Source organism: Saccharothrix tamanrassetensis (assembly GCF_014203665.1).
GTDB lineage: Bacteria > Actinomycetota > Actinomycetes > Mycobacteriales > Pseudonocardiaceae > Actinosynnema > Actinosynnema tamanrassetense.
The window spans coordinates 13,976-29,369 of sequence record NZ_JACHJN010000005.1 but is presented as its reverse complement, the minus strand read 5'-3'; the positions used below and the strand labels follow the sequence as shown (position 1 = coordinate 29,369).

The window sequence follows — 15,394 nt, the reverse complement described above, 5'->3', positions numbered from 1 at the left end:
TGCGGATGGTCTACCGAGCAGCACTCGCCGTGATCATGATGCGTTCCGTGTCGGTCCGATCACTGACCGTCGCTCTGTGCTCGGGCACTTCAACAGGAGGCGTTTCGGTAACCAGTCCGAAGCCGACTGCACCGGAATCGACCACACCGCTCAGGCCGACGCCTCGAAGGCCGCGGACATCGTCCGGTGTGTCCCCCACCCGGCGGACGTTCTTGGTCGACGAACCGGGACCTTCACGTGAGGTGCGTCGAGGTGGAGCGGCACTCAGGGCAGAGCGGCGCGGGGGCGTCCGGAAACTGGACGGCCCCGCCTCACCCGTGGCGGGTGAGGCGGGGCCGGAGTGGCGTGGTGGAGCCCGGGGCTAGCGGAAGCGGGGCTCCACGGGTGGCAGCGGTTTGGGTTCGAGGTTGGCGTGGAGCACCCGCATCGCGTTGAACCAGGTGGGGGCCGCCACCTGACCACCGAAGACACCCGACTTGTCGTTGTTGCCGCAGAGGCGCGGCGGGCTGGTGTTGCAGATGACCTGGGGCGCCACGCCGTCGGTGAAGGTCATCACCGCGCCGGCGTACTGCGGGGTGGCGCCGATGAAGGCGACCGAGTGGTGGCTCTCGGTGGTGCCGGTCTTGCCCAGCATGGGGCGGTCGAAGCCGCCGGCCGCGCCGTGGGCGGTGCCCTTGGGCTTGACGTCGGCGCTCATGCCGGTGGCCAGGGCGTTGGCCACTTCCGGGGCCACCGCCTGGTCGCAGGGGGCTTCCTTGAGCTGGACCGGTCGGCCGTTGCGGTCGGTGATCTTCTCGATCGGGGTCGGCGGGCACCACTTGCCGCCGCTCATGATGGTGGCGGCCACGTTGGACAGTTCCAGGATGCTGGTCGGCCCGGCACCGAGGGTGAACGAGCCGCTGTTGTCCTGCTTGTACTGGTCGCCCTGCGACGGGCCGTTCGAGCCGTCCGCCTTCAGCGGTTCGCCCTTGGTGTTCACGCCCTGCATCGACTCGCGCAGACCGAGCCGGTAGGCCATGTCGACCACGTTGTTCAGCCCCGCCTGCTCCTCCAGGATGATGAACGCCGTGTTCGGCGACTGCGCGAGCGCGTCGGTCAGCGTCATCTTGTCCGGGTAGGTGCCCGCGTTGCGCACCGTGTAGCCCTTGGTGCCGCCGTCCTTGTAGACCTTGGACGTGTACACCGAGGGCACGTCGATCTGCCGGTCGATGCCCGTCACGCCGCGCTCCAGCGCCGCCGCCGCGGTGAAGACCTTGTAGATCGAGCCCGCACCGAACTTGGTCACCTCGGCCGGGATCGAGTAGGCGCTCTGCCCGGCGTCGGCGTTGTTGCCGAAGTCGCGGTTCGCGGCCAGCGCCCGCACCCGGTGCCGGTCGTCGCCCGGCTGCACGATGGCGATCGCGTTGGCCACGCCCTCCTGGTCCTTGGGCACCTGCTCCTCGGCGGATTCCTTCGCGGCACGGGTCGCGACCGGGTCCATGGTCGTGGTGATGGTGTAGCCGCCCCGCTTCAGGTCGTCGGGCGACAGGCCGGCCTTGTCCAGGTAGTCGATCAGGTACCGGCAGAAGAAGCCGTACACCGGGCCGTCGCCCGCGCCGACGCAGCCGTTGGGCAGCAGCCGGAGGTTCGGCACCACGCCGATGTCCGCCGCCTTGTACTCGGCGGCCTTCTCCTCGGCGACCTTCGCGTCCGGCCCGAACGCACCGTTCTCCCGCATCTTGTCGATCACCGTGTTGCGCCGCTTGATCGCGGGCTCCACCGCCGCGCCGGGGTTGAGCCGGCTCGGCTCGTTGACCAGACCCGCGAGCATCGCCGCCTGCGGCACGGTCAGCTTGTCCGCCGTGGTGCCGAAGTACGTCTTGGCCGCCGCGCCCACGCCGTAGGTGCCGTTGCCGAACGGGACGATGTTCAGGTAGCCGGTGAGGATCTCGTCCTTGCTCATCTTCTGCTCGAGCTGGGTCGCGATCCGCGCCTCGCTGATCTTGCGGCCCAGGGTCGCCTCGGTGGCCTTCTTGTAGGCGTCCTCGGAACCCTTGCCCACCACGAACGCCAGGTAGTTCTTCACGTACTGCTGGGTGAGCGTCGACGCGCCCTGCGACGCCCCGCCGTCCACGCCCGCCTTGGCCGCGGCCCGCGCGATGCCCTGCCAGTCCACGCCCTTGTGCAGGTAGAACCGCTTGTCCTCGATCGCGATGATCGCGGCCTTCATGGTGTCCGCGATGCCCTCGGACGGCACCGGGATGCGGTACTGGTCGTACAGGTACGCGATCGGCTCGCCGTTCATGTCCTGCACGGTGGTGACCAGCGGCAGCTCGGCCTTGGTCAACTCACCCGAGGTCTGGTCGACGGTGTCGGCGGCGCGGTTGGACGCCAGGCCCAGCCCGCCCACGACCGGGAACAGCAGGGCGGCCAGCAGCACACCCGCCATGAGGCACAGCCCCACCAACTTGACCAGACCCGTCGCGCGCGCGGCGAACACTGAACAACCCCTTCCGATTCCCCTGCTTGGATCCCCTGGTCGGGGGATGGCCCCTCCGGGGAAAAGCCCCCTGGTTCCTAAGTCGCGCGGCGACCACTCCAGGTTGCTTGCGCACCCGAAATTACTCCTGCCCGATCCGGCCGGCCGTCAAACCCCCTGCTCCGAGCGGGCGCGGCCGTACGGGTAGATTGTCGAACAGGAGTTCGACGTAACACAAGATCACCATCGGGTGATCATCCGGGGGTGCGCAGGCGGATCGTCGCGCTCGCCCGCCGGACCTCCACGCCCGCGCGGTGCGGCAGGACGTCCTCCAGGAACCCGTACCCGCTCAGCTCGGAGTCGCTCGACCGGCGGCTCACGGTCCGCCACCAGGTGGCGATGTCCACCCACCCCGGCGCGGACAGCGACCCGCCGAAGTGCTGCACCGACAGCGCCGCGCAGAGGTTCGCGAACCGCACGCGGTCCGCCAGCGGCCACCCGGCCAACGTCCCGAGCACGAACCCGGCACCGAACACGTCCCCGGCACCGGTCGAGTCCAACGGCGCCACGTTGGGCCCGCGCACGTCCACCGTCTCCCCGGTGGACGAGTCCACGGCGACCGCTCCCCCACCACCGCGCGTGACGACCACCACGGGTACGTGTTCCGCCAGCGCGACCGCAGCGCGCTCGGGCGAGTCGGACCGCGTGTAACGCATCGCCTCCACGTCGTTGGGCAGGAACACGTCGTACCCGTCGAGCTGACGCAGCAACTCGGGGGCCCACAGCTCGGTCCGGTCCCACCCGATGTCGGCGAACAGCAACGCCCCGTCGGACTTCGCGGTCCGCACCCACCGCTCCTGCTCCGGCTGGATGTGCACGAAGCACGCCCGTGTGCGGGGAGGCGGGTCGAGCATCTCGTCGGCCGAGACGGGCGGCCGGTGCCCGTGGGTGACCATGGAGCGGTCGCGGTCCATCGCCATGGACACGGTGACCGGCGAGTGCCAGCCGTAGAACCGGCGGCAGTAGGAGAGGTCGACGCCTTCCTGTTCCGCCAGGACCTCCCAGCAGAAGTCCCCGTAGGCGTCCTCTCCGAACGCGGCGGACAGCGCGGTGCGGAGCTGGAGCCTGCTCAACGCGACGGCGAGGTTCGCGATCCCACCCGGACACGAGCCCAGGCCCTCGGCCCACACCTCGGTGCCCGGCGCGGGCGGCCTGGGCAGGCCGGTGAAGATGATGTCCAGGAACACGGTGCCGGACAACAACACGTCGAACGCGGGCTCGTCGGCGGTCGTCATCCCCCTACGATGCCAGGATCAGCCTTCCACGGCGGCGAACATCTCCCGCATCCTGGCGAGGGCGCGGTGCTGCGCGACCCGCACCGCACCGGGCGTGGAACCCACGGCCGCGGCGGTCTCCTCGGCGGACAGTCCTACGGCGACCCGAAGCACGAGGATCTCCCGCTGCCGTTCGGGCAGGCGCCGCAGCAGCTGCGTGACGGCCTCGATCATCTCGCCGTTCATGGCGCGCTGTTCCGGCCCGTCCTCCAGCGCCGGGGTGTCGGGCAGTTCCGGGACGACCTCGGAACGACTGCGCACGGCTCGCCTGCGCGCGTCGGCCACCTTGTGCGCGGCGATGCCGTACACGAACGCCAGGAAGGAGCCGGGCTCGTACTTGTACTTGCCCAGCGCCGACACCACGGCCAGGCAGACCTCCTGCGCGATGTCCTCCGCCGAGACGAGGGTGCGCTCCCGCGAGCCCACCCGGGCCCGGCAGTAGCGCAGGACCAACGGCTGGATGCGGGCCAGCAGCTGCTCGATCGCGCGGGGCTCGCCCGCCAGGGACTCGTCCACCAGGTCGGACAGCTCGGCCTCGGCCAGCCAGCGGGTCGTCACCCTCCGGGACACGCCCCCGGCGACCAGCCTGACCTCGGGGCGGGGCGTGCCTGCGTCGCCGACCACGCCGATCCCGATCTCGACGCCGGCTCGCACGGATGCGTGCTGCACCATCCGGCGACCTCCTCACGCTCGTCAACCCTTCCGGCACATCCCGGCTCATTGATAGGGAGGCGGCACGACGGCCTCTGATACCGGATTCGCCAAAGCTGACCACGAACGGAGTCCACGCGGTGGGAACTGCACCCGACCGAGGCGGCACATGAGCCGATCGGCCCAGTCACAACGCCCGCTACTTCATCATGACGCACCGGCACACCCCCGGATGGCTTAGTCGGAATCCCACTTCCGACTAGGCCCGTCAGAACTCCCACATCGGCAGAACGTCCCGTCGAACCCGAGCGCGGCCCCTTGTCCGTGGGTGTTGCCGCCGAGCCGATCGGCCTGTTCGAACAGCACCACGTCGGAACGCCGCTGCCGATCACCGCTAGGCGTTGCGGTTCAACGCTTTCCACCACGCGTTCCTCGCAGGGGGACGTCCAAGCCCCTCGGTGAGGGCTCGCGCATGGCGTTCGCGAGGTAGGGCGCGAGCGGTTCGACCTCGAGCTCGCCGAGCACGAAGTCGGCGACCAAGCGGGTCCAGTCACGGGCTCGGAGCAGCATCGCGTGCCCGTCGCCGTGCACCGAGAACCGCGCGACGCGGTCGGTGACCCGCTTGGCCTGCTCGGCGTACCGATAGGACTGCGCGGGGTCGGTGGTGCGTTCACGGTCGCCGTGGGCGATCAGCACGGCCCGGCCCGCGAGCTGCTCGTACGGCTCGCCGTCCTCGATCCACGGGGCCAACGCGCACACGGCGACCACCTGGGGGTCGTCGGCGACGCGCAGCGCCGTCCGGCCGCCCATCGAGTGGCCGACGAGCACCACGGGCACGTCCGGGTGCGTGCGGCGGATCCGGTCCAACGCCCAGCGCGCGTCCTCCACGGGGTGCAGGTGCGGCGCGTTCCAGCCCCCGTAGCGGTGCCTCAGCAGCCAGACCGCGACGCCGTCGCCACGACGTCGGACCGCTCGCGCGAACGGCACCATCCGCAGGTACGGCAGCCGGAAGCGGTGCACCGGTCGGTAGCCGTCGGCGCTTCCGCCGTGCAGGACCAGGACCACCGCGCGGACCGGTCCGGTGGGCGCGAGGACGTCGATGGCGGGTTCCACGGGACAATGGTCGCTCGCGCGGCACTACCGGTTCAGGGATGGGACTCGGATCACAGTGATCGAACAGCTCGGGGTGGAGACGGCCGACGGCGTTTTCGACGCGATCGCGGCGGGGCCGGTGGACGGCAGGCCGGTGCTGTTGCTGCACGGCTTCCCGGAGGCCGCCGTGGAGTGGGAGCACCAGGTCGCGGTGCTGGGGCGCGAGGGGTACCGGGCGTTGGCGTTCGACCAGCGCGGCTACTCCCCCGGCGTGCGGCCCGAGCGCGTCCAGGAGTACGGGATCACCTCGCTGGTGGGCGACGTGCTGGCGGTCGCGGACGCGTTGGAGTGGACGCGGTTCGATCTGGTCGGGCACGACTGGGGCGGTGCGGTGGCGTGGTGGACGGCCTACGAGCACCCCGAGCGCGTGCGGACGCTGACTGCCGTGTCGACGCCGCACCCGCGTGCGCTGTCCGACGCCTTGCAGACCGACGAGGACCAGCACCTGCGGTCCGGGTACATGACCGAGTGGCGGGCCAGTTCGACGGAGAAGCGGATGCTCGCGGACAACGCGACGGCGCTGCGGCAGATGTTCGAGTGGCGGGTGCCGCCGTCGAAGGTCGACGAGTACGTGCAGCGGCTGTCCGAGCCGGGTGCGTTGACCGCTGCCTTGAACTGGTACCGGGCGGGACGTCCGGGTGGGCGGATCGAGCACGTGACCGTGCCGACGATGTACGTGTGGAGCACCGAGGACGTGGCGTTCGGGTCCACGGCGGCGTTCGACACCGCGAAGTGGGTCAGCGGGCCGTACCGGTTCGAGATGCTGGAGGACGTGTCGCACTGGGTGCCGGAGCAGGTGCCCGAGGTGCTGACGTCGTTGCTGCTGGAGCATCTCGGGTTGTGATTTTTTCGTGACAATTGAACCGTGCCCACGGCGTTGCACGTGTTCAGGCGTATGACGGAGTTGACCTACTCGGAGCGCAGGGTCGCGACCCTCGCCGCGTGTGGCCACAGCAACCGGGCGATCGCGATGCGGTTGCACATCACCGTGAGCACCGTGGAGCAGCACCTGACCAGGGTGTACCGCAAGCTGGCGGTGGCCAACCGGACCGAGTTGAAGGGACACCAGGCCTTAGTGTGACCCCATGCGGGTCGCGGGGTTGCTGCTCGCCGCGGGCGGCGGGCGGCGGTTCGGCCGTCCCAAGGCGCTGGTGTCGCACGGTGGCGCGCTGTGGGTGGAATCGGCCTGTGCGGTGCTGCGGGACGCCGGGTGCGTGCCGGTGGTCGTGGTGCTGGGCGCGGGTGCGGACGAGGTCCGTGCGCGTGCGGTGCTGAACGACGCCGTGGTCGTGGAGAACCCGGCTTGGGCAACCGGCATGGGTTCGTCCCTGCGAACGGGGTTGGCGGCGCTGGAGGCCTCGGCGGAGGCCGTCGTCGTGCTGCCCGTGGACACACCGGGCGTGCGGGCCGAGGCCGTTCGGCGGTTCGTGGACCTCGCGTCACCCGCCGCTTTGGCGCGGGCCTCGTACGACGGCGCGCCGGGTCACCCGGTGCTGATCGGACGGGACCACTGGGCCGGGGTGACGGCTTCGGCGACCGGGGACGCGGGCGCGCGGGACTACCTGCGCACGCACGGGGCGGTGGCCGTGCCCTGCGAGGACGTGGCGGTCGGCGCGGACGTGGACCGGCCGGAGGATCTTCCGTGATCCGTGCACGCGCATGGATCGGTTGTGCCAGAGTCGAGGACATGTCACGTCTCAGGGGTGGGCTGCTGGTCGCGGTGGCGGTGCTGGCGGCGGGATGTGCGCAGAAGGTCGAGGCGGGATCGGACGGCGGCGGGGACCTGACGTCGGTCCCGACCACACCGCTTTCGACACCGGTCACGACGACCTGGGCCGCGCCGACCGACGTCCGGCCGACCGGCGCGTGCGAGTACCGGCCGCACATCCCGGAGCCCGCCGGGGTTCCCGTGTCGCCACCGGCCACGACGACGTCCCGGGCGCTGCCCGGCGACATGCCGCCCAACCACGTGGACAACCGCTCGTGGCGGGTCCGCAAGGCGCTGCGGCCGGACGTCCACGGAGCGGCCGTCGCGGTGTTGGAGAAGGTCGGTCCGGGCCTGCGGGCGCTGTGCGACGCCGGGGACTTCGCGCCCGAGGCGACCCGCGCGGTGTTCGCCGACGCAGGTCAGCCCACCGTGTGGATCACCGGGTTGAGGGCGCCGTACGGCCAGACCCCGCCGGCCGGTGTCGTCTTCAACCTCACCATGGCCGGCCCACAGGGCACCGGGTGCGTGCTGGGCGCGCTCTACCCTTCACGGGAAGGGGTGCCTCCCCAAGTGGACATCGGTGTCGACGGCACCACCGGCGAGGGGTCGTGCGTCGAGCCCGACTCGCACTGATCACCTGGTGTTCAGGGCACGCGCGCCGAACACCACGGCGAGGCACAGCAGGGGCAGAATGCCCAGTGCCAGGGTCTGCGACGTGCCGTGCGCGAGCAGCCCGATCAGCGGTGGGCCGAGCAGGAAGCCCGCCCAGCCGGCCGTGGCGACGCCCGCGATGGCCTGCCCGGCGTGGGCGTCGGACTGCGCGGCGGCGGAACTGAACGCCACCGGCACGATGCACGCCAGCCCGAGGCCGAACAGCCCGAAACCCACCAGCGCCGACCAGAACCCGCCGACCACCAGCGCCACGCCCAGTCCGAGCGCGCCCGCCGCCGCCAACGTCGCCACCACCCGTGACGCGCCGAACCGCAGCACCCACCGGTCGCCCATGACCCGGCCGACGAACATCAGCACGGCGAACACGGCGTAACCCCAGCCCGCCGATTCCGCCGTCACGCCCACGGTTTCCTTCAGGTACAGCGCGGCCCAGTCGCCGACCGCACCCTCGCACAGCAGGCCCGCGAACATGATCGCGCCGAGCACCAGCACGTGCTTGTCACGCCACGGCAGGCCGAGCCTGTGGTCGTCCACGGCGTGGTCGTCGCCGAGCATCGCCCTGGTCAACGGCCACGCCGCGAGGAACACGACCCCGGTCGACACGAGCATCTGCGTCGTGAGGTCCACCCCGGACCCGATCAGCAGCGCGCCCAGACCGACGCCGACGAACCCGCCGAAGCTCCACCACGCGTGGAAACCCGACAGGATCGGCCTCCGGTAGCCCTGCTCGACCGCGATGCCCTGCGAGTTCATCGCCACGTCCAACGCGCCCTGGAACGCGCCCCACAACGCCAGCGCGGCGAACAGCGCGCCCGCCGACCAGGCCAAGCCCAGGGCGGGCGACACCAGGCCGTAGCCGAGCAGCATCAGCAGCACGACCCGTCGGCTTCCCCAGCGCGCGACCGCGTTGCCGGCCAGCAGCATCGCGACCACCGATCCGACCGGTGCGCCGAGCAGGGTCAGGCCGAGCGTGCCGTCGTTGAGGCCGAGGTGTTCCTTGACGGCCGGGATGTGCGGCGTCCAGGCACCGAACACGGAGGCGTGCACGGCGAACACGATCGCCGTGGCGACGCGGGCCTTGCGCGGCGGCGCTCCCAGCGTCGCGTCAGACAAGGCGCACCTCGACGCCCGCGTCGCGCAGGCGGGACACCTCGTCCTCGGGTGCGTCCTCGTCGGTCACGAGCACGTCGATGTCCTGCGCCCCGCACACCCTGCCGAACGCCGTGCGCCCGAACTTGGAGCTGTCGACGGCGGCGATGACCCGCGCGGACGCGTCCACGGCGGCCTTCTTCACCGCGCCCTCGGCCAGGTCGTGGGCGGAGACGCCGTTGCGCGCGCTGAGCCCGCAGCTGCCGAGCACCATGGTGTCGAACCGCATCACCTGGAACGCGTACTCGGTGAGCGGTCCGAAGAACGCCAGCTCGCCGGGTCGGATGTCGCCGCCGGGCAGCACCAGCCGCACCTGGTCCGCGGTGCGCAGGGCGTCGGCGGAGTGCAGGGACAGCGGCAGCACGGTCAGCCGCCGGTCGGTCAGCCGCCGCGCGACCTCCAACGTGGTGCTGCCGCCGTCGAGCACCACGGTCTCGCCGTCGTCGAGCAGTTCGGCGACCGCGACGCCGATGCGCCGCTTGGCCTCCAGCCGCTGCCGCGAGCGGGCCGCGAAGGGCGTCTCCTCACCGGTCAGCATGCTGACCGCCGCGCCGCGCACCCGGCGCAGCAGGCCGTCGCGCTCCAGCACGTCGAGATCGCGCCGCACGGTCATCTCCGACGCGCCCACGAGTTCGGCCAGGGCGCCGACGCCGACCCGTTGCCCCCGGCGCAGGCTCAGCAGGATCAGCTCGTGCCGTTTCGCAACATCCATGATGTTCATCTGAACACGAGTCGTGTTCGATCGTCAAACCATCCTGGCGGCCGGTGCCCGGATCGGGTAGGACTTGCGATCACTACTTGGTGTAGACCACTGGAGGGTGACCGGATGACCGAGACCGTGCCCGGATCCGATTACGGCGACGTCGTGCGCAACCACCTGACCAGGGTGGAGCAGCAGAACGCGGGCGCGCTGGACGACGTCGCGGAACTCGTCCTGGCGAGCGTCCGGGCCGACGGCACGGTGCTGGCGGCCGGCGCGGGCCACTCGCTGGCCGCCGTCGCCGAGACGTTCTACCGGGCGGGCGGCCTGGCCTGCGTGCGCCCGGTCTACCACCCCGAGCTGCTGCCCATGCACGGCGCGGTGAGCAGCACCTCCGCCGAGCGCCGCTCCGGCCTGGCCGCCGAGGTGCTGCGCGAGTCGGGCCTCGCCCCGCACGACGTGCTGTTCGTTTTCTCCACCTCGGGGGTCAACCCGTACCCGGTGGAGCTGGCCGTGCTCGCCGCCGACGCCGGCTGCCCGGTGGTCGCGGTGACCTCGTTGGCCGCCAGCGCCGCCGCACCGCGCCGCGCGGGCACCACGCTCGCCGAGAACGCGACCGTGGTGCTGGACAACCTGGTGCCGCCCGGCGACGCCACCTACCCCGTGGACAACCCGATCACCGCCGCCGTGTCGACGGTGGCGACGGCGTTCCTGTGGAACCTGCTGCTGGTGCGCCTGCTGGACAAGGCGGCCGAGGCGGGCGTGAGCCTCCCGCTGTGGCGCAGCGCCAACGTGGAAGGCGGCGACGCCGCGAACTCCGACCTGCTGCGCAAGTACCAGTCGCGCATCCCACAGCTCGGCTGAGCGGCTCCGCTCACGATTCCTCCACAAGGTCTGGTTAGTCTCCGACCGAAGAGGGGGAAACATCGTGAACAAGACAACCAGACGCTGGGTACTCGCAGGTGGGGGCTTGGGGGCGGTCGCGGCCATCGTCGCGGGCGTGGTCGTGTTGATGCCGGCGGGCGGCACGTCGGCAGGCGGCACGTCGGCGTCGCCCAAGCCCACCACCAGACCCGCTCCGGGCCCGGTCGCACAGGAGTTCGTCAGCGCGTTGACAGCCGGCGACCCGGCCAGGGCCGCCGCTGCCACCGACGCGGCGGCCGCCGCCGGACCCGCCCTCACCAAGACGTTGCAGGGCATGAAGGGTGTGTACTTCACCGCCCGGCTGGGCGCCGCACCGCCGGTCGACGACGGCATGAACGCGGTGACGCTCAACGCCGACGTCACCTGGACGCTGCCCGGCGGTACGCCGTTCAAGTACGCCACCAGCGTCGAAGTGCACCGCGCCGGCGACAAGTGGCAGGTGCACTGGACGCCCGCGCTGCTGCACCCGAAGCTGGCAGAAGGCCAGACGTTGGCCTACAGCACCACGTCCGGTGACGGCGCACTGCTGGACCGCAACGGCGCCCCGGTGACTCCGGGTTTCGCGCCGGTCGTGGTGCAGTCGGTGAACAAGGAGGTCGGCAGCCTCGCCGGGACGCCCGGCTGGCAGGTGGCCGCGGTCGACGCGGCGGGCACGCCGGTGACCGTGCTGGAGGAGAAGAAGTCCGCGGCGAAGCAGAAGCTGACCCTCACCCTGGACCCGGCCACGCAGAGCGCCGCGCAGGCCGCCGTCGACCAGGTGGGGCTGCCCGCCGTGATCGTGGCGCTGGCTCCGTCGAACGGCGAGATCCTGGCCGTGGCGCAGAACCCGGCGGCCGACCAGAGCGGGCCGATCGCGTTGCAGAACCTCTACGAGCCCGGCTCCACGTTCAAGATCGTCACCGCGGCGGCCGCGCTGACCGGCGGCATCGCCACCTCGGACACGCCGGTCGAGTGCCCCGGCAGGAAGACCATCGGGCCTCGGCAGATCACCAACGACGGCCGGTTCGACCTCGGCACCGTGCCGCTGCACACCGCGTTCGCCGCGTCGTGCAACACCAGCTTCAGCCAGCTCGCGGCCGACCTGCCCGCCAACGCGCTGCCGAAGGCCGCCGCGATGTTCGGCCTGGGCGCGGACTACACGGTCGCGGGCCTCACCACGAACACCGGCAAGGTCCCGCCCTCGGAGACGATCACGCAGCGCGTCGAGGCGGGCATCGGCCAGGGCACCATGCAGGCGACGCCGTTCGGCATGGCTCTGGCGGCGGCCACCGTCGCGAAGGGCAGCACCCCGACGCCGCAGCTGATCCGCGAGATCCCCACCACCGGCGGCGGGAGCACGCCGCTGCCGGGCGGGGTGGCGTCCGCGCTGCGTTCGATGATGAGCGAGGTGGTGACCGGTGGCACGGCACGGGAACTCGCCGGACTCGGTGGCGTGCGGGGCAAGACCGGGACCGCGCAGCACGGCGACGGCACCCAGTCGCACGGCTGGTTCATCGGCTACCGGGGCGATCTCGCGTTCGCGGTGATGGTGGTGAACGCGGGCACGTCGAAGGTCGCGGTGGGCGCGACAGCGGCCTTCCTCGGCGCCCTGTAAGCGTTTCTAGGCCGCGGTGGGCGCTTCGTCGAACTGGGTGTGGTACAGCCCGGCGTAGCGCCCTTCCGCGGCCAGGAGTTCGGCGTGCGTGCCTCGTTCGACGATCCGACCGGCTTCCACCACCAGGATCTGGTCGGCCGCCCGCACCGTGGACAGCCGGTGCGCGATCACCAGCGCCGTGCGCCCGTTCAAGGCCTCGGCCAACGCGGCCTGCACCGCGGCTTCGGACTCGGAGTCCAGGTGGGCGGTCGCCTCGTCCAGGATGACCACGCGCGGCTTGGCCAGCAGCAGCCGGGCGATGGTCAACCGCTGCCGTTCACCGCCGGACAGCCGGTACCCCCGCTCCCCCACCACCGTGTCCAGCCCATCGGGCAGCGACTGGATCAACGGCTTGAGCCGCGCGCGGTCCAACGCGTCCCACAGTTCGTCCTCGGTCGCTTCCGGGCGTGGGTAGCTCAGGTTCGCCCGGATCGAGTCGTGGAACAGGTGCCCGTCCTGCGTGACGACACCGACCGCGCCGCGCAGCGAGTCGAACTCCAGATCGCGGACATCCACATCGGACAGCCTGATCGAGCCCTCGTCGGTGTCGTAGAGCCGTGGCACGAGCGAGGCGATGGTGGACTTCCCCGCCCCCGAGGACCCGACCAACGCCACGAGCTGACCCGGTTCGACCCGGAAACTGACGCCGTGCAGCACTTCCTCGCCACCCCGGGTGTCCAGTGTGGTCACTGATTCGAGCGAGGCCACCGAGACCTTGTCGGCCGACGGGTACGCGAACCGCACGCCGTCGAACTCCACCGACACCGGCCCGTCGGGCACCTTCACCGCACGCGGCGACTCGTCGATCATCGGCTTGACGTCGAGCACCTCGAAGACCCGCTCGAACGACACCAGCGCCGTCATGATGTCGACCCGCGCGTTGGCCAGCGCGGTCAACGGTGTGTAGAGCCTGCTCAGCAGCAATGCCAGCGACACGACGGTGCCGGCGGCCAGGTGCCCGGTGAGGGCGAGGTAGCCGCCCAACCCGTAGACGAGGGCCTGCGCCAACGCGGACACCAGCGTCAGCCCGGTCATGAACCACCGGGTGGCCATCGCGGTGCGGATGCCGATGTCACGGACCCGCGCGGCCCGTTCGCCGAACTCGGCGACCTCGGCGCGCGGCCGTCCGAACAGCTTCACCAGGGTCGCGCCGGGCGCCGAGAACCGTTCGGTCATCTGCGTGGTCATGCCCGCGTTGAGCGTGGCCGCCTCCCGCTGGAGGTCGGCCATCCGGGTGCCCATGCGGCGGGCGGGCAGCACGAACACCGGCAGCAGGACCAGCGCCAGGGCCGTGACCTGCCACGACAGCGTGAACATGACGGCGAGCGAGAGCCCGAGCTGGATCACGTTGGTGACCACCCCGGACAACGTGGAGGTGAACGCCCGCTGCGCCCCGATGACGTCGTTGTTCAGCCGACTGACCAGGGCCCCGGTCCGCGTACGGGTGAAGAACGCGATCGGCATCCGCTGCACGTGCTCGAAGACGGCACGCCGGAGGTCGTAGATGAGCCCCTCACCGATCTGAGAGGACTGCCACCGCTCCACCAGCCCCAACCCGGCGTCGACGACGGCGATCCCGGCGATCACCACGGCCAGCCACACCACGACGGACACGCCCTGCCCACCGACGATGGCGTCGACCACCCGCCCGGCGAGCACCGGGGTGCTCACCGCGAGGACCGAGGAGACCACGGTCAACAGCAGGAAGACGACCAACTTCGCCCGATGGGGCCGAGCGAACGCCACAACCCGCCGGAACGTCCCCCTCCGCACCCCTTTGGGCGCGCCGGACGCCGCCATGGCACTACGCATCAAGCCCCGAGAACCGTCCACGCCAGACTGGAACGCGCACGAGACGTGCAACCTTCCCGACTACGCCTTCAGCGAACCCCCGAAGCCCTAGAGTCCCGCAGCCCCTACAGCCCCGCAGCCCTCGACACCACCCGACATCCGAAGACCCCACCTATTTCCGCATAACGCCCCACCCACCCGCGCCTGACGCCGGCCGCCAAGCCGCCGAGCCGCCGAGCCGCCGAGCCGCCGAGATTGTCGGTACCCCGTGGGACAATGGAATCGGGGGCCGGAGGCCACGCAAGTCTGTAAGCAGGGTTCGCACGCAGGGGTTCGTACGCGGAGGTCCGGGACCACGCCGAAGCAGTGATCGCGGCTCAGGCCGAAGTCGATCCCGCCGCCAGCGCCGACAGTTCGGCGAGCCGCCGCAGCTGAGCCGTGCGCTCGGCGTGCAGCTGTTCCTCGGCGGAAGCACCATCGGCGGCATGCGCCAGAAGTGCCAACGTCTCGCGCACCGCACCGGGCATCGGCCGGAGCACCCGGGCGACCAGGTCGTCCACGGCGGCGTCGAGTCCGTCGCCGGGCACGACCGCGTTCGCGAGGCCGATGCGCAGGGCTTCCTCGCCGCCCACCCGGCGGCCGGTCAGGCAGATTTCGGCCGCGCGAGAGTACCCGACCAGCCGTACCAGCGGCAGCGTGCCGCCCAGGTCGGGCACCAGGCCGAGGGACGTCTCGGCCATGCAGAAGCTCACGTCGTCGGCGGCCACGCGGAAGTCGCACGCCAACGCGAGCTGGAAGCCCGCGCCGATGGCGTGCCCGCGCACCGCGGCGATCGTCACCCGGTTCGGATCGCGCAGCCAGCGGAAGCCCTCCTGGAACTCCGCGATCAGCGCCGCGCCGGCCTCGGGGCCACGCCGCGTGATCTCGGGCAGACCAGGCTCGCCCTCGACCGGTGCACCGCTGAACATGCGCCGATCGAGGCCGGCGGAGAAGGCACGACCGGAGCCCCGGACGACCACAACGCGGACGCCCGGGTCCAACTGCGCGCCGATCGTCCGCAACGCCACCCAGGTCGACGGCGTCTGTGCGTTGAGCACATCGGGACGGTCGAGCGTGATCGTCGCGCGCGGTCCGTCGACGACGAGCCGCACGCCACCTCGCTCCAGCAGGTCGGCGTCGATGGTGGTCGGTGCCGACATGCGCGAAACCTCCGGGTCCGAGA

14 protein-coding genes are annotated in these 15,394 nt (G+C 71.3%); 6 read left to right on the top strand and 8 right to left on the bottom strand.

What is annotated here, in order from left to right; genetic code table 11:
* Positions 1–361: 361 nt before the first annotated feature.
* The 4 genes from FHS29_RS16565 to FHS29_RS16550 form a co-directional block, all read right to left on the bottom strand.
* The gene (locus FHS29_RS16565; protein WP_312864948.1) at positions 362–2,479 is read right to left on the bottom strand and encodes a transglycosylase domain-containing protein; all 2,118 of its coding nucleotides are present in this window, start codon (positions 2,477–2,479) and stop codon (positions 362–364) included.
* A 233-nt stretch (positions 2,480–2,712) separates the two neighbouring features.
* Positions 2,713–3,753: a PfkB family carbohydrate kinase gene (locus FHS29_RS16560; RefSeq protein WP_184691571.1), complete on the bottom strand. Its 1,041-nt coding sequence runs from the start codon at positions 3,751–3,753 to the stop codon at positions 2,713–2,715.
* An 18-nt stretch (positions 3,754–3,771) separates the two neighbouring features.
* A complete protein-coding gene (shbA, locus tag FHS29_RS16555) occupies positions 3,772–4,464 on the bottom strand; it encodes an RNA polymerase sigma factor ShbA (RefSeq protein WP_184691570.1) in 693 nt (230 codons plus the stop codon).
* 387 nt (positions 4,465–4,851) lie between these two features.
* On the bottom strand, positions 4,852–5,556 hold the full coding sequence (locus tag FHS29_RS16550) for an alpha/beta hydrolase (protein WP_184691569.1): 705 nt from the start codon (positions 5,554–5,556) through the stop codon (positions 4,852–4,854).
* Positions 5,557–5,611: 55 nt separating this feature from the next.
* Between FHS29_RS16550 and FHS29_RS16545 the strand changes: the two genes are divergently transcribed.
* From FHS29_RS16545 to FHS29_RS16530, 4 genes are read left to right on the top strand one after another with little or no spacing between them, the layout of a single operon-like run.
* Positions 5,612–6,439, top strand: coding sequence for an alpha/beta fold hydrolase (locus tag FHS29_RS16545; RefSeq protein WP_184691568.1), 828 nt, complete (start codon positions 5,612–5,614; stop codon positions 6,437–6,439).
* A gap of 21 nt (positions 6,440–6,460) precedes the next feature.
* Positions 6,461–6,676: a helix-turn-helix domain-containing protein gene (locus FHS29_RS16540; protein WP_446689065.1), complete on the top strand. Its 216-nt coding sequence runs from the start codon at positions 6,461–6,463 to the stop codon at positions 6,674–6,676.
* A 4-nt stretch (positions 6,677–6,680) separates the two neighbouring features.
* Positions 6,681–7,241: a nucleotidyltransferase family protein gene (locus FHS29_RS16535; RefSeq protein ID WP_184691567.1), complete on the top strand. Its 561-nt coding sequence runs from the start codon at positions 6,681–6,683 to the stop codon at positions 7,239–7,241.
* A gap of 41 nt (positions 7,242–7,282) precedes the next feature.
* A complete protein-coding gene (locus tag FHS29_RS16530) occupies positions 7,283–7,936 on the top strand; it encodes a hypothetical protein (RefSeq protein ID WP_184691566.1) in 654 nt (217 codons plus the stop codon).
* Here FHS29_RS16530 and FHS29_RS16525 read toward each other — a convergent pair whose 3' ends face one another.
* Positions 7,937–9,088 (bottom strand): MFS transporter, encoded by a 1,152-nt coding sequence (locus FHS29_RS16525; RefSeq protein WP_184691565.1) that lies wholly within the window; start codon positions 9,086–9,088, stop codon positions 7,937–7,939.
* Complete coding sequence (locus FHS29_RS16520) at positions 9,081–9,845, bottom strand: DeoR/GlpR family DNA-binding transcription regulator (RefSeq protein ID WP_184691564.1); 765 nt, start codon at positions 9,843–9,845, stop codon at positions 9,081–9,083. Before FHS29_RS16520 ends, FHS29_RS16525 begins: the two co-directional genes overlap by 8 nt.
* A 105-nt stretch (positions 9,846–9,950) precedes the next feature.
* Here FHS29_RS16520 and FHS29_RS16515 point away from each other — a divergent pair, with 105 nt between their 5' ends.
* On the top strand, positions 9,951–10,688 hold the full coding sequence (locus FHS29_RS16515; protein WP_184691563.1) for an SIS domain-containing protein: 738 nt from the start codon (positions 9,951–9,953) through the stop codon (positions 10,686–10,688).
* 106 nt (positions 10,689–10,794) lie between these two features.
* Positions 10,795–12,342, top strand: a complete 1,548-nt coding sequence (locus tag FHS29_RS16510) for a penicillin-binding transpeptidase domain-containing protein (RefSeq protein ID WP_184691562.1) — start codon at positions 10,795–10,797, stop codon at positions 12,340–12,342.
* Positions 12,343–12,348: 6 nt separating this feature from the next.
* On the opposite strand, the gene FHS29_RS16505 is transcribed toward FHS29_RS16510, so the two are convergent.
* Positions 12,349–14,193 (bottom strand): ABC transporter ATP-binding protein, encoded by a 1,845-nt coding sequence (locus FHS29_RS16505; RefSeq protein WP_221456183.1) that lies wholly within the window; start codon positions 14,191–14,193, stop codon positions 12,349–12,351.
* A gap of 356 nt (positions 14,194–14,549) precedes the next feature.
* Positions 14,550–15,371: an enoyl-CoA hydratase/isomerase family protein gene (locus FHS29_RS16500; protein WP_184691560.1), complete on the bottom strand. Its 822-nt coding sequence runs from the start codon at positions 15,369–15,371 to the stop codon at positions 14,550–14,552.
* Positions 15,372–15,394: the final 23 nt, after the last annotated feature.